Below are 13,533 nucleotides of genomic sequence, written 5' to 3'. Positions count from 1 at the left end.
GCTTACGCGCTTTTGCGCCCGCTTGGCAACATTCGTGGCGCGGGAATGTGCTCTTTTTGCCCAAATTCATGTCCTTGGTCACACCTTGCCATGTATGCCATGGAAACTATTGCTCAAAAACACATTTTATGTCTTTCTGGATATGTTATTTTGCCATGATACTCAGTCGCGCCGTTTGCTGACGATGACTTCCAGATACTCGCCCGGCACCACCAGCGAATGGGCGCCAGCCGTATTCAGGCGCTCCAGCATGGCGAGCAGTTCCTGTTCCAGCGCCCCGGCGCCAGCCGTGTCCAGCGCGGCAAAGGCTTTGTGGACGGGGCCGTAAAAATCGCGGAACACTTGCAGCCAGTGTTGGGCGGAAGCGTAGCGGAAATTGAAGACCTTGCCTTGGCCATGCACCTGCTCGGCCCCACGGCCGAACAGGTCGCGCACATACGCTTCTTCGCCCCAGCGGGCCGGCGACGCCACGCCTGCCGGGGCGGCACATACTTGCCTATGGTCTTGAAGAGTTGCCCGACAAAGCCGTCCGGCGTCCAGTTGGCCATGCCGATGCGCCCGCCGGGCCGCAGCACGCGCAGCATTTCGCTGGCCGCGCGCCGGTGGTCGGGTGCGAACATGACGCCAAAGGTCGACAGTGCCGCGTCGAAACTGGCGTCGGCGAAGGGCAGGGCTTCGGCGTCGGCCACGCGGAAGGTCACGGCCAGCCCTTCCGCCTCGGCGCGCGCGCGGCCCTTGTCCAGCAGCGCCGGCACGTAATCGGTGGAGACGACACGGGCAAAGCGGCGCGCCGCCGCCAGGGTGGCGTTGCCATTGCCGGCGGCGATGTCGATGACGTCTTCCCCGGCGCGGATGTCGGCGGCCTCGGCCAGCGATTCCCCGACCGGCTGCAGGGTCACGCCGATGACGGCGAAGTCGCCGCTGGCCCAGCCGGCTTGCTGGCGCTGCTTGATGGCGGCGTAGTCGGGCGCGCCGCCCTGCGGTGATGGGATGGTGTTGCTCACGGCGTGCTCCTGACGTTGGAGAGGTCTATCCTTCAGACCGCGCGCCATGGGCATGGTTCAATTTAAACCAGGCCGCCGTGAGCGTGGCGGCGTTTTGCATTATGCTGGCGCAACCGTTGCCCCCAACACCGTTTGATGCCGAAAGATGACCATGCCCGTCCAACGTCCGCTCCAGCTTGCCATTGCGTATGGCGCCACCTTGTGCGTGTTCCTGGCCATCGACGCCCTGTGGCTGGCGGTGCTGATGAAGCCCGTGTACGCCGCGGCGCTGGGGCCGCTGCTGGCGGAGTCCCCCCGCTGGGTGCCGGCCGTGCTGTTTTACCTGCTGTACGTGGCGGGGCTGCTGGTCTTTGCCATTTTGCCTGGCTTGCGTGCGCGCCGCGGGCGCACGGCGGCGGCGCTGGGCGCGCTGCTCGGGCTGCTTGCCTACGGCACCTATGATTTGAGCAACTATGCGACCTTGCGCGACTGGCCGCTGGCCTTGACGGCGATCGACATGGTCTGGGGCAGCGTCTTGTCGGCCGTGTCGGCAACGGCCGGCTACCTGGCCGCTAGCCGCCTGGGACGGTGAACGCCGCCTCGAAGCGCAGCGCCACCATGGTAATGTTGTCGCTATGTAAACCTGTTGGCGGATCGGAGAGGAAATCGTCGAACAGGGCGCTGACGGCCTGTGCCGCAGTCTTGCCGGCACACAAGGCGGGCCAGCGGGCCGTCAGGGCCAGCGGCTCCTCGCACGCCCAAAAACCATCGCTGGCCAGCAGATAGTGGGCGCCGGGGCGCACGCGCAGCACGCGGCGGTCGCCCAGATGCGCGAGGAAAGGCGGCAGGGTGGCCGCGTCGAGGCCGATCAAGGGCTTGTCGAGCTGCAAGCTGTCGCTGATGGCGTTGCCCAAAATAAATGCCTGCGAGATCTGCGGATGGTGCTCGCCATGCACGGCGGCACGCCAGCGCGGCTCGTCGAGCGCCCCGCGCATGGCGTACACGGTGGCCGGCACGTGGTCGACGGTGAGGATACTGGCCACCCCGTCGGCAATTTCATACAGGCGCGAATCGCCCACGTGATACAGCAGCGGCGCCTCGCCGGGCGGCACTTCCAGCAAGGTCAGGGTGGTGCCGGGCGGACGCGCCTGGGCTGGCGCGGTCCTGGCGAAGGTGTCCTGCAAGCGCGTGTGCAATCCGTCGAGCCTGGCTGCCAGGCTGGCCGTGTCGAGACAGGCGGGCATGGCCAGCAAGCCTTGCACGGCCGCTTCCGCCGCTTCGCGCCCAAGGCCGTGGCCGCCCATGCCGTCAAGCACGGCGGCGCGCACATGGCCGCGCGTCCAGCCCGGCACCTGGCAGTGGAATGGCGCCTGCCGCGACAGGCAGACGGCGTGGCCGCTGGCATCGATCAGCAGGAAGTTGTCCTGGTTTTCGCGGCGCGGCAGGGGACCGGCACCCACGCTGCTGCCGGCGGCGGCGTCGAGCCAGGGGCCGAAGTCGAGCTCGTCTTTAATTAAATGCATCGGTTGGTGCGGTCCAGGCGGCCAGCAATGTTGATCATAGGACACAGCTTAGCCGATATTGTGCGGGGGTGATACCTTGCATATTCATAAAAAAAACCTGCGGCAGCAGGCTGGCGCAGGTTTTGCATGGTGCGGGTGCAGGGCGGTGCTTAACGGCGATGGCCCCAGCCGTGACCGTGGCCACGGTCGTAATAGTCGCGGCGGCCATGGTCGCGGTAATAGCCGCGGCCCGGTTGCACGTAGACGACGGCCGGCGGGCCGTAGTAGCGCGGTGGCGGCGCGTAATACACCGGCTGCGGGGCAGGGGCGTAGTACACGGGCTGCGGCGCCGGCGCGTAATAGGTTTCGCGGTAGCCGCCGCGATAGCCGCCACGGTCGTAATAGCGGTCATTCGTGCTGATGCTGTTGCCGACGGCTGCGCCCAGCACGCCACCGACGATCGCGCCATTGCGCCCGCCGGTGCTGTTGCCAATGGCCGCCCCGACAACGGCGCCTGCAACGGTATTGAAGTCGCGGTCACCGGCGACTGCGGCCGAAGACACAGCCACTGCCGCTACCATTACCGCACCCAGGAGTTTCTTGTTCAACATGGCATTTCCTTCCATTCCGGCGAGATCACAATGATCTGCATGAAGTGGACTATATCTGCTGCCGCACGCTTGTTCCATGTCTAATACAACTTATTACAATCGCGCCCTGGCCGTAACAAGTCAGCGCTGGCGCGCCTGCCATTCGGGACGCAGCAGGCTGTACATTTTGACATCGCGCATCACGCCATTGATAAAGAAGGCCTGGCGCAGCAAGCCTTCCTGGGTAAAGCCGTTCTTTTGCGCGATGCGCTCGGAACCGATGTTCAGCGGGTCCATCAGCAGCTCCAGGCGGTGATACGGATAGGCGTTGAACAGGTAGTCGACCACCAGGCGCGTCGCTTCGCTGATGTAGCCGCGTCCGTCCCGCTGCCGGTCGAACAGGCGGTAGCCGATCTCGCGCGAGGCTGGCGTGCGGCTCTTGAAGTGCGTGATCGTGCCGATGATGTGCTGTGATTGGTCTTCGATGAGGAACAGTTCGCTGTCCTCCGTCACAAATCCCGTTTGCAGGAAGTCGCGCCGCATGGCCTCGGGCGACTTGAACTGCATCGAGAAAAACTCGCCGCGCGACGGCAGGTCGTTGACGAGGGAGATATAGGTATTCAGGTCGGCGGCCTGCAAATGCCGGACGGTACAGAGTGTTCCCTTGAGCATGGCGGTTTCCGGTAGCGATCACGATCTCGATGGTAATCGACTCCGGGGGGACAGGCAATCGATCCCGTAAAAGTTGCTGCAATGACAGAATAAATACGCTATCGTAGAAAAAGTCGCGCCTTGCCCATGGCCACGGCGTACCCGCTTCGACCTCGTTGACTGGATTTGAACACATGCACAGCATCCTGACTGGCGCGCCACTGCGCCGTTCCGCTTTATCCCTTGCCCTGGGCTGCATCGTCAGCGCCGGCGCCTTTGCGGCCGCACCTGGCAATACGCCGCAAGCGCTGGCGCAGGTGCGCGACACGGCGCTGCAAAGCGATTGGGCATATGCCCGCCTGGCCGACATGACGGATCTGATCGGCCCGCGCCTGTCCGGTTCCGCCGGCGCCGCCGCCGCCGTGCAGCAGGTGGCCGAGACCATGCGCCAGCTGGGCGCCACCGTCACCTTGCAGCCCGTGAAAGTGCCGCACTGGGTGCGCGGCGTGGAAACGGCGGAAATCGTCGATTACGCGGGCCGTCCGCAGGGCGTCAGCCAGCGCGTGGTGCTCACCGCCCTGGGCGGCTCCGGCGCCACGCCGGCCGCCGGCCTGACGGCGCCCGTGATCATCGTCAAAAGCCTGGAAGAACTCAAGGCCCGCGCGGCGCAAGTGAAGGGCGCCATCGTGCTGATCGACACGCCGTTCGACCAGGAGATGGCCGAACGTGGCCTGGCCGGCGTCACCTATGGCCAGGGTTCGCGCTCGCGTTTCCTGGGACCGAAGGCGGCGGCCGACCTGGGCGCGGCCGCCGCGCTGGTGCGATCGGTCGGCGGCGCCGACTTCCGCATTCCGCACGCGGGCGCCACGGGCCTCGACGAGAATAAACGCATCCCGGCCGCCGCCGTCACGGTGGAAGACGCCTTGCTGATGGGCCGCCTGGCCGCGCGCGGTCCGATAAAAATGCACCTGACCCTGACGCCGCAAAACCTGCCGGAAGCGGACAGCTATAACGTCATCGCCGACTGGCCGGGCACGGACAAGGCCGACGAAGTGGTGGTGGTGTCGGGCCACCTTGATTCCTGGGACCTGGCGACGGGTGCACATGACGACGGCGCCGGCGTGGTGGCGGCCATGGGCGTGGTGGAAACCCTGAAAAAGCTCGACTACCGCCCGCGCCGCACCATCCGCGTGATCGCCTGGATGAACGAGGAAAATGGCGGACGGGGCGGCCAGGCCTATTTCGAGGCCCACAAGCAGGCGCTCGGTAAACAATACGCGGCCATCGAGATGGACAGCGGCGCTGGCCGTCCGTTCGGCATCCTCGCCAGCGTGGGGCCGAAGTCGGAAAAACTGTTCGCGCCCCTGCGTGCGGCCCTGCTGCCGATGGGCGCACATGCCTTCACGCGCCGCGACGCGCTGGGCACGGGCGACTTGCACCGCCTGGAAACGGGCGGCGTGCCCAGTTTCGAGCCGCTGGTCGACAGCCACAGTTACTTCCACTACCACCACACGGCGGCCGACACGCTGGACAAGGTCGACCCGGATAACCTCAAGCGCAACGTGGCGCTGATGTCGTCGCTGGCCTGGTTCCTGGCCAATATCGACGGCGAGATCGGCCGCGCGCCGGAGCAGGGCGAGTAAGCGCCTATGTCGCTACCCGATCTGAACCTGTTGATCACCCTCGATGCGCTGCTGGCCGAAGGCAGCGTCACGCGGGCCGCGCGGCGCTTGCGCCTGAGTCCATCGGCCATGAGCCGCGCCCTGGCGCGCCTTCGCGAGACGACCGGCGATCCGCTGCTGGTGCGTGCCGGCCGTGAACTGGTGCCCACGCCGCGCGCGCTGGAGCTGCGCGCAAGAGTTGGGTCCCTGTTAGGCGAGGTGCTGGGCGTGCTGGGGCCGGCGCAGCAGCTCGATCCGCGCCAGCTGGAGCAGACATTCACGCTACGTGCGAGCGACGGTTTCGTGGAAAATTTCGGCCCGGCGCTGCTCGCGCATATCGGCGCGCAAGCGCCTGGCGTGCGCCTGCGCTTCGTGCAAAAGGTCGACCGTGAAAGCGTGCAGCTGCGCGAGGGCAGCGTCGACCTGGAAACGGGCGTGATCGGCAGTCTCACCAGCCCGGAAGTGCGCACGCGCAGGCTGTTCGGCGACCGTTTCGTGGGCGTCGTGCGCAGCGGCCATGCGCTGGCGCAAGGCGACATCAGCGCCGAGCGCTATGCGGCCGGCCAGCATGTGCTGGTGGCGCGGCGCGACCAGGATACTGGGCCGATGGACGACGCGCTGGCCGCCCTGGGACTGCAGCGCACGATCGCCAGTATCGTCGGCGGCTTTACGGCCGCGCTGGCGCTGGCCGCCGGCTCCGACCTGATCGCCACCGTGCCGGAACGGCATACGGGCAATCTGCGCGCCGGCATGTTCAGCTTTGCGCTGCCGCTGCGCATGCCGGATCTGACGGTGTCGCTGATGTGGCATCCGCGCATGGATGCCGACCCCGCCCACCGCTGGCTGCGCGGCTGCGTGGTCGACGCCTGCGCCGGCCAGATCGGCGCCGTTTGACGCCGCCGGCGCCTGTCTTCTAGCGCTGCACCGGTCCGTCGAAGCCGCCCGCCATCGCCGTGTAGCCATGGGCCGTGGCGATGGCCACGTCGCGGTGGGCCGTCACCAGCTGCTCCTGCGTGGCCAGCGCGATGCGCTCCGCTTCGAGCACGCCGAGCAGGCTTTCCGCGCCTTCCTGGTAACGCACCCTGGCCAGGCGCGCGCTGTCCTGCGCCAGCTGGTGCGCCTCGCGCAGTGCCGCATGGCGGCTGCGCAGCTGCACCCATTGCGCGATGGCGCTGTCGGTTTCTTCCAGCGCCAGCGCCAGCGCCTTGTCGAAGCCGGCCTGCGCGGCCAGCACGTCGGCGCCGGCCGCGCGGGCGCGGGCGCGGCGCGTGCCGCCATCGAACAGCGGCAGGGTAAAGGCGGCGCCCGCATGCCAGCGCGCCGCGTCGCCGCCATGCCAGTCGCCGGCCACGCCGGAGGCGCCGAACAGCGCGCCCAGGCTGATGCGCGGGAAGCGCTCGGCGATGGCCGCGCCTTCGCGCGCACTGGCCGCCGCCAGCGCGCGTTCGGCCGCGCGCACGTCGGGCCGGCGCAGCAGCAGGTGGGCCGGTTCGTCCGTCAGCAGGGTTTGCGGCAGCGCCAGCGGCATCGGCTGGTCGAGCGCCGCCAGTTCCGGCGCATCGAGCCGCTGCCCCGTGAGGGTCGCCAGGCGGTTGCGCGCCGCGCGCTCATCAAAGTTCAGGCTGGGCAGGCGGGCGCTGGCCAGGCGCATCTGCGCCTCGGCGCGCATGCGTTCGGCCGGCGCGGCGCGGCCCGCGCTTTCGCGCTCGCGCACCAGCCGCAAGGTGCCGGACTGGTTGGCTAATTGTTCTTCCAGGCTGGCGCGCATCTGCTGCGCGCCGCGCAGCGTCAGGTAGGCGTCCACCACCTGCGCCAGGATCAGGCGCCGCACGTCGTCGCGCACGGCGGCGCGTTCCTCCGTCGTGGCCTCGGCCGCTGCGATGCTGTGGCGCACGCGGCCGAACAGGTCGAGTTCCCAGCTGAAGACGGCGTTCCACTGCACCGGCGAGGCGATGTGCGGCTGGCCGTCGCGGCTCCCGATCGCCGCCAGGCGCGCGCGCCCGGCCTGGACATCGAGGTCCGCCGCCGGCAGGCGGGCGCCGCGCGCCGCTTGCACAAATTCGCTGGCGCTGGCCAGGCGCGCGGCGGCGATGCGCACGTCGTCATTGTCGTGCCAGGCGCGTTGCACTAATTGTTCCAGCCTGGCGTCGCCCAGTGCTTGCCACCACAGCGCTGGCGGCGCGCCGGCCTGCAGCTCCGGTGCGCCGGCGGCCGAGGGCAGGACCGGCAGCCGCGCAGTATCGAGCGCCCGCGTCGCCGTGGGCGTGCCGACGCTGCAGCCGGCCAGGGCCAGCAGCGTGGCCGCCAGCAGCGGCGCGGCGCGGCGCGTGTTCAAGTGAATCATGCGGCTCATGCGGCTTCTCCCAGCGCGACCGTGCGTGCGGCGGGCGCCGCGCGGCGCCGGCTCAGCAAGGTGAAAAACAACGGTGTAAACAACAGGCCGGACACGGTCACGCCCAGCATGCCGGCGAAGACGGCCGTGCCCATCGACTGGCGCATTTCCGCGCCCGCGCCGGAAGACAGCATCAGCGGTATCGCGCCCAGCAAAAAGGCCAGCGACGTCATGAGGATGGGCCGCAGGCGCGTGCGGGCGGCGGCGATGGCCGCCTCGCGCGCATCGGCGCCGGCCGCCATCGCCTGGCGCGCGAATTCGACGATCAGGATGGCATTCTTGGCCGCCAGGCCGATCAGCACCACGATGCTGATCTGCGTCAGCACGTTGTTGTCCAGGCCGCGCCACGACACGCCGACCAGCGTGGCCAGCACGCAGCTGGGCACGATCAGCACGACGGACAGGGGCAGCAGCCAGCTTTCAAACAGGGCCGCCAGCAGCAGATATACGAGCAGCACGGCCAGGCCCAGCACCATGCCGGTGCTGCCGCCCGCGTGCTTTTCCTGCAGCGCCAGTTCCGTCCACTCGTAGTCGAAGCCGTCCGGCAGGCGGGCCTTGAGCAGTTCTTCCATCGCGGCGATGGTCTGCCCCGTCGAGTAGCCAGCCTTGGTGCTGCCCTGGATTTCGGCCGCTGGATACAGGTTGTAGCGCGGCACGCGGAATGGCGCCGTGCCTTCGCTGAAGGCGGCCACGCTGCCCAGCGGGACCATGTCGCCGTTGGCGGCGCGCGTCTTCAGGGCTGCCAGGTCGGCCACGCTGCGCCGGTAGGGCGCGTCCGCCTGGGCGGTGACGCGCCACACCCGGCCCATCAGGTTCATGTCGTTGACGAACACGGGCGCCATGTAGCTTTGCAAGGTTTCGTTGAGGCGCAGCAGCGGCACGCCCAGGTATTCGGCCTTGGTGCGGTCCAGTTCAACCTTGATCTGCGGACTCATGGCGTTGAACGGCGTGAAGGCGCCCGTTACCGAGGGCAGCGTGCCCGCTTCCTCGACGATGGCGCGCGCGGCCGCCTGCAAGGCTTGCGGTCCCAGGCCTGCCGTGTCGCGCAGCATCAGCTTGAAGCCGCCGCCCGTGCCGATGCCGCGCACGGACGGTGGCGGTATCACCATCACGCGCGCCGCGCTGATGGGCGCCAGCCTGGCGCGCATGGCGCCCAGCATGGCCGGGCCGTCCAGGCCATCGCTGGCGCGCGCGCCGAAGTCCTTGAACATGGTGAAGATGACGGCCGTGTTGGGCGCGGACGTAAACGTGGCGCCATCCGTGCCGACGAAGGCGGCCGTGTGGGCCACGCCGGGGTGGCTCAACAGGCGGGCCGTGGCGTCCTGCACCACTTCGCTGGTGCGCGCCAGGGTCGAACCGGCCGGCAGCTGGATCGAGACGATGGCGTAGCCGCGGTCCAGCTGCGGCACGAAACCGCGCGGCGTCGCGTCCAGGCGCCACAGGGTCAGGCCCGCCAGCAGCAAGTACACGGGCAGCATCAGCCAGCGCCGCGAGAGGATGCGCCCCGTCAGCCGCACGTAGCCGTCTGTCAGGCGGGAAAAGCCGCGGTTGAAAATGCGCATCCAGCGCGCGCCCAGGCTGTTGGCATCGTGCCGCGGCTTGAGCAGCAGCGCGGCCAGGGCCGGCGACAGCGTCAGCGACACCAGCGCCGAGATCACGGTGGAGGCGGCGATGGTGACGGCGAACTGGCGGTAGAACATGCCGGAGATGCCGTCGATGAAGGCCGTCGGCACGAAGACCGCCACCAGCACCAGCGCGATGGCGACCAGGGCGAAGCCCACTTCGTCCATGCTGCGCTGCGCCGCGGCGACGGGACTCATGCCGTCCTCCATGTGCCGCTCGACGTTTTCCACCACCACGATGGCGTCATCGACGACGATGCCGATCGCCAGCACCAGGCCAAACAATGACAGGGTATTGAGGCTATAGCCCATCGCCGCCAGCACGCTGAAGGTGCCGACGAGGGACACGGGAATGGCCAGGATGGGAATGATGGCGGCGCGCCACGAGCCGAGGAACAGCAGCATGGCCAGGCACACCAGCAGGGCCGCCTCGAAGATGGTGTCGCGCACCTTGTCGATCGAAGAGCGGATGAATTCAGTCGGATTGTAATAGCTGTGGTAGGCGACGTCTTGCGGGAAGTCGGCTTCCATTTTTGCCAGCAGCTCCAGCACGCGGTCGCCCGTGGCCAGCGCGTTTGAGCCGGGCAGCAGGCTGATGCTCAGCGCGATGGCCGTGCGCTTGTCGACGAAGCCGCTTTCCGTGTAATCCTGTGCGCCCATCTCGACGCGCGCCACGTCGCGCAGGCGCACCACGCCGCCGCCGGCATGGGCGGCCACGACGATGGCTTCGAATTCGGCCACGTCGCGCAGGCGGCTTTGCGCCTGCACCTGTACCTGGAAGGCGCCGTCGCTGCCGCCGGGCGGCTGGTTCAATACGCCGGCGGCGACCTGGGAATTGGCTTGCCGCACGGCCGCAATCACTTCCTGCGCCGTCAACCCCAGCGAGGCCACGCGCGCCGGGTCGAGCCAGATGCGCATCGAGAAGTCGCGCGCGCCGCGCGTGTAGATGTCTCCCACGCCTTCGACGCGGGCCAGCTTGTCCTTGATGGCCGTGCCGATGAAGTTGGAAATGTACTGCTGGTCGCGCGTGCCTTTGGGTGAATCGAACAGCACCACCATCAGCTGGTCGGGCGATGCCTTCTTGACGGCCAGGCCCAGCCGACGCACGGCATCGGGCAGGCGCGCTTCGGCTACCGCCACGCGGTTCTGCACCAGCGACTGGGCCTGTTCGACGTTGGTGCCCGCCTTGAACACCACGCTGATGGTCAGCTTGCCATCGCCCACCGATTGCGAGGACAGGTAGAGCATGCCGTCGACGCCGTTGATCTCCTGTTCGATCGGCGCGGCGACGGTGTCGGCGATTTCCTGCGCCGAGGCGCCCGGGTAGCTGGCCTTCACGGTCACCGTGGGCGGCACGATCTCGGGAAACTCCGAGATCGGCAGACGCATGGCCGACACCGCGCCCACCAGGGTGATCAGGATCGACAGCACGATGGCAAACACGGGACGGCGGATGAAAAATCGGGAAAAACGCATGCTCTCTCCTTATGCGCCGTTGGCGCGCGCAGCGGCCACCAGCACCTGGTCGCCCGGGCGCACCTTGGCCGCGCCGGAGACGATGACTTTATCGTGCGGTCCGAGGCCGGACAGCACGATCTGCTTGTCGCCCTGCAGGCCGCCCAGTTCCAGCTTGCGCGGCGCCACCTTGCCCGCCGCGTCCACGACGAACACCATTTTTGTATTCTGGTCGCTGAGGATGGCGGCGTCGGGCACCAGCAGGCGCTGCTGCGCCGCGCCGACGGGGATGCGCACGCGGGCAAAGCTGCCCGGCATGATGGCGCGGTTGGCGTTGGCCAGGCTGGCGCGCAGGCGCACGGTGCCCGAACGGGCGCTGATTTCGTTGTCGACAAAGTCGACGCTGGCATCCTGCGCGGGGCCGCCGCCGTCGAATGCCAGTTGCACCTTCGATGGCAGTTTGCTTTGCTGGTGCAGGCGCTGGAAATCCGCTTCCGACAGGTCGACCATGGCGCGCACGGGGCTGTGCGCGACGATGGTGGTCAGCACGCCGCTTTGCGCCGCGCCGCCGGCCACGTAGTTGCCGACATCGACGCGGCGGTCCGACACCGTGCCGGCGATGGGCGCGCGCATGGTGGTAAAAGACAGTTCCAGTTCGGCGCTGCGCAATTCCGCCTGGCTCAGCATGACGGCCGCCTGCGCGCCTTCCAGTTCGCCGCGCGCCCGTTCCAGCTCCTCGGTGCTGGCCGCGCCCGTTTGCTGCAGCCGGCTGCTGCGCTCGAACTGGGCCGTGGCCAGCTTGCTGCGTGCATTGGCCTGGGCCAGGCCGGCCCGGGCACGGTCGCGCGCCGCCGCGAAGGGGCGCGGGTCGATGACGAACAGCGCATCGCCGGCCTTGACCTGCTGGCCGTCGCGAAAGACGATCTGCTGCAAATAGCCGGACACGCGCGAGCGCACTTCCACGCGCTGCGACGGTTCGATGCGGCCCGTGTAGTCGAGGGTCGCCTGCACCATCGACGATTCGGGCAGCGCCACGGACACGGTGGCCTTGGGCGGCGGGCCGCCAGGCGCGGCCTGGGAACGGCCGCAGCCGGATAACGTGGCGCCGCAGGCCAGGGCCAGCAGCAGTAACAGCGGGACGGGCAGGGACGGGATCGGACGGGGGCGCATCATGCGGGGTCTCCAGAAGGCGTGGGTGGCTTGGCCAGGGCGCGGCCGAGCGCGAAAATGGCCAGCGCGGCGAGCACCAGCGCGCTGGCGACGGCAAAGGTGGCGTGCATGCCGCCGACCATGGCGGCTGGCGGAGCACTGGCGATATCGCTGGTGCCAGCAGCGAAGACGGCGCCCATCACGGAGGCGCCCGTGACGAGGCCCAGATTGCGCGACAGATTGAGCATGCCGGAGATGACGCCGCGCTGCTCTGGAACGATATCGACCATCACGGCCGTATTGTTGGCTGCCTGGAACAGCGCATAGCTGGCCGTCAGCAGCATGATCGGGACGACGTAGCCGGCAATGCCCAGGCTGGCGGGCAGCAGGGCCAGCGCCAGGCAGGCGAAGGCCGCGCCGCACAGGCCCGCGCCGCCCATGCGCTGCGCGCCGTAGCGGTCCACCAGCCAGCCGGACGGCACGCCGCAGAACGCCGCCACCAGCGGCCCGGCCGCCAGCACCATGCCGGTGGCGGCCGTGCCCAGGCCCAGGCCGCGCGCCAGATAGAAGGGGCCGACCACCAGGGTGGACATCATCACCGTCGAGACCAGCATGCTGGTCGCCAGGCCGGCGCTGAGCACGGGCGCGCGCAGCATGGCCAGGCGTATCAGCGGCGCCGGCGCCTTCAGTTCGACGCGGACGAACAGGATGGCGCCGACGCAGGCGGCCAGCAGCAGCGCGACGTTGCGCACGCTGAAATGGCCGCGGCCCACGGTCATCGCCAGCGCATAGGCGCACAGGGTCAGGGCCAGCAGCACGGTGCCGCGGTGGTCGAAGACGGGACGCTTGGCGTTGGCGCCGCGCTGGTCGGCTGGCAGAAAGCGCCAGGCCAGCAGCAGCGCCACGCCGGCCAGCGGCACGTTGACGAGGAAAATGGCTTGCCAGCCGAAGTGCGCGATCAGCAGGCCGCCCAGCGCGGGGCCAAGCGTGGTGCCGACGGCCGACATGGTGCCGAGCAGGCCCATGGCGCTGCCCGTTCTGGCCTTGGGCACGGTGCTGCCGACAAAGGCCATGGTCAGCGCCATCATGACGGACGCGCCCAGGCCCTGCAGGGCGCGCGCGGCAACCAGCAGCCACAAGGTGGGCGCCAGGGCACACAGGATGGAGGCGACGGCAAACAAGGCGATGCCGGCCAGCAGCAGGCGGCGCCGGCCAAGCAGGTCGCCAAGGCGGCCCACGCTGACGATCAGCGCGGTGATGGCCAGCAGATAGGCCAGCACGATCCATTGCACATCCTGGAACGGTGCCTGCAGGGCCCTGGCCATGTCGGGCAAGCCCACGTTGGCGATGCTGGTACCCAGCGCGGGCAGCAGCATCGCCAGGGACAGGCTGGCAAGCGCGCCGCGCACGGGGCGCGTGGCGCTACCGGCTTCGGTGGCTTGCTGGTCGGGTGGAGCGGGTTTTGAAGGTGCTTGCATGGCGTGGTGGATCCTCGAATAGGGTCACCACATGGTACTGAGGGATCTGG

10 protein-coding genes and 1 pseudogene are annotated in these 13,533 nt (G+C 68.6%); 3 read left to right on the top strand and 8 right to left on the bottom strand.

Annotated features, from left to right (window positions below; translation table 11 throughout):
* Positions 1-162: 162 nt before the first annotated feature.
* A pseudogene (locus FG13_RS07980) lies at positions 163-1,052 on the bottom strand (class I SAM-dependent methyltransferase).
* Between the two features lie 103 nt (positions 1,053-1,155).
* Between FG13_RS07980 and FG13_RS07975 the strand changes: the two are divergent.
* Positions 1,156-1,575 carry a DUF2177 family protein gene (locus FG13_RS07975; RefSeq protein WP_035827623.1) on the top strand — a complete coding sequence of 140 codons (420 nt, stop codon included), beginning with the start codon at positions 1,156-1,158 and terminating at the stop codon, positions 1,573-1,575.
* Here the strand turns inward: FG13_RS07975 and FG13_RS07970 are convergent.
* From FG13_RS07970 to FG13_RS07960, 3 genes are all read right to left on the bottom strand, one after another.
* Positions 1,556-2,506, bottom strand: coding sequence for a PP2C family protein-serine/threonine phosphatase (locus FG13_RS07970; protein WP_035819925.1), 951 nt, complete (start codon positions 2,504-2,506; stop codon positions 1,556-1,558). The two genes, FG13_RS07975 and FG13_RS07970, sit on opposite strands and share 20 nt — an antisense overlap.
* Positions 2,507-2,655: 149 nt before the next feature.
* A complete protein-coding gene (locus FG13_RS07965; RefSeq protein WP_035819923.1) occupies positions 2,656-3,096 on the bottom strand; it encodes a glycine zipper 2TM domain-containing protein in 441 nt (146 codons plus the stop codon).
* Positions 3,097-3,216: 120 nt separating this feature from the next.
* Entirely contained in the window at positions 3,217-3,747 is a 531-nt protein-coding gene (locus FG13_RS07960; protein WP_035819921.1) for a GNAT family N-acetyltransferase, read from the bottom strand.
* Positions 3,748-3,920: 173 nt separating this feature from the next.
* On the opposite strand from FG13_RS07960, the gene FG13_RS07955 reads away from it, so the two are divergent.
* Both FG13_RS07955 and FG13_RS07950 read left to right on the top strand, forming a co-directional pair.
* Positions 3,921-5,369, top strand: a complete 1,449-nt coding sequence (locus FG13_RS07955) for a M20/M25/M40 family metallo-hydrolase (RefSeq protein WP_035819919.1) — start codon at positions 3,921-3,923, stop codon at positions 5,367-5,369.
* Between the two features lie 6 nt (positions 5,370-5,375).
* Positions 5,376-6,281 carry a LysR family transcriptional regulator gene (locus FG13_RS07950; protein WP_035819917.1) on the top strand — a complete coding sequence of 302 codons (906 nt, stop codon included), beginning with the start codon at positions 5,376-5,378 and terminating at the stop codon, positions 6,279-6,281.
* A gap of 19 nt (positions 6,282-6,300) precedes the next feature.
* Here the strand turns inward: FG13_RS07950 and FG13_RS07945 are convergent, their stop codons facing one another.
* Genes FG13_RS07945 through FG13_RS07930 form a run of 4 tightly spaced genes read right to left on the bottom strand, consistent with a single transcriptional unit; the run spans position 6,301 to position 13,483 of the window.
* The gene (locus FG13_RS07945; RefSeq protein ID WP_081922481.1) at positions 6,301-7,740 is read right to left on the bottom strand and encodes an efflux transporter outer membrane subunit; all 1,440 of its coding nucleotides are present in this window, start codon (positions 7,738-7,740) and stop codon (positions 6,301-6,303) included.
* Complete coding sequence (locus FG13_RS07940) at positions 7,737-10,877, bottom strand: efflux RND transporter permease subunit (protein ID WP_035819913.1); 3,141 nt, start codon at positions 10,875-10,877, stop codon at positions 7,737-7,739. Before FG13_RS07940 ends, FG13_RS07945 begins: the two co-directional genes overlap by 4 nt.
* Before the next feature lie 9 nt (positions 10,878-10,886).
* A complete protein-coding gene (locus FG13_RS07935) occupies positions 10,887-12,029 on the bottom strand; it encodes an efflux RND transporter periplasmic adaptor subunit (RefSeq protein WP_051958755.1) in 1,143 nt (380 codons plus the stop codon).
* The gene (locus tag FG13_RS07930) at positions 12,026-13,483 is read right to left on the bottom strand and encodes an MFS transporter (protein ID WP_035819911.1); all 1,458 of its coding nucleotides are present in this window, start codon (positions 13,481-13,483) and stop codon (positions 12,026-12,028) included. The genes FG13_RS07935 and FG13_RS07930 overlap by 4 nt, the downstream gene beginning before the upstream one ends.
* Positions 13,484-13,533: the final 50 nt, after the last annotated feature.

It is taken from the genome of Janthinobacterium sp. RA13 (genome assembly GCF_000745325.1).
Classification (GTDB): domain Bacteria; phylum Pseudomonadota; class Gammaproteobacteria; order Burkholderiales; family Burkholderiaceae_D; genus Janthinobacterium; species Janthinobacterium rivuli.
The sequence above is the reverse complement of the archived record's forward strand: the minus strand, read 5'-3'. Positions and strand labels throughout refer to the sequence as shown.

Coding starts and splice junctions, on each gene's coding strand:
- FG13_RS07975 (WP_035827623.1), top strand. CDS start 1,156: ATGCCCGTCCAACGTCCGCTCCAGCTTGCCATTGCGTATGGCGCCACC.
- FG13_RS07970 (WP_035819925.1), bottom strand. CDS start 2,506: ATGCATTTAATTAAAGACGAGCTCGACTTCGGCCCCTGGCTCGACGCC.
- FG13_RS07965 (WP_035819923.1), bottom strand. CDS start 3,096: ATGTTGAACAAGAAACTCCTGGGTGCGGTAATGGTAGCGGCAGTGGCT.
- FG13_RS07960 (WP_035819921.1), bottom strand. CDS start 3,747: ATGCTCAAGGGAACACTCTGTACCGTCCGGCATTTGCAGGCCGCCGAC.
- FG13_RS07955 (WP_035819919.1), top strand. CDS start 3,921: ATGCACAGCATCCTGACTGGCGCGCCACTGCGCCGTTCCGCTTTATCC.
- FG13_RS07950 (WP_035819917.1), top strand. CDS start 5,376: ATGTCGCTACCCGATCTGAACCTGTTGATCACCCTCGATGCGCTGCTG.
- FG13_RS07945 (WP_081922481.1), bottom strand. CDS start 7,740: ATGAGCCGCATGATTCACTTGAACACGCGCCGCGCCGCGCCGCTGCTG.
- FG13_RS07940 (WP_035819913.1), bottom strand. CDS start 10,877: ATGCGTTTTTCCCGATTTTTCATCCGCCGTCCCGTGTTTGCCATCGTG.
- FG13_RS07935 (WP_051958755.1), bottom strand. CDS start 12,029: ATGATGCGCCCCCGTCCGATCCCGTCCCTGCCCGTCCCGCTGTTACTG.
- FG13_RS07930 (WP_035819911.1), bottom strand. CDS start 13,483: ATGCAAGCACCTTCAAAACCCGCTCCACCCGACCAGCAAGCCACCGAA.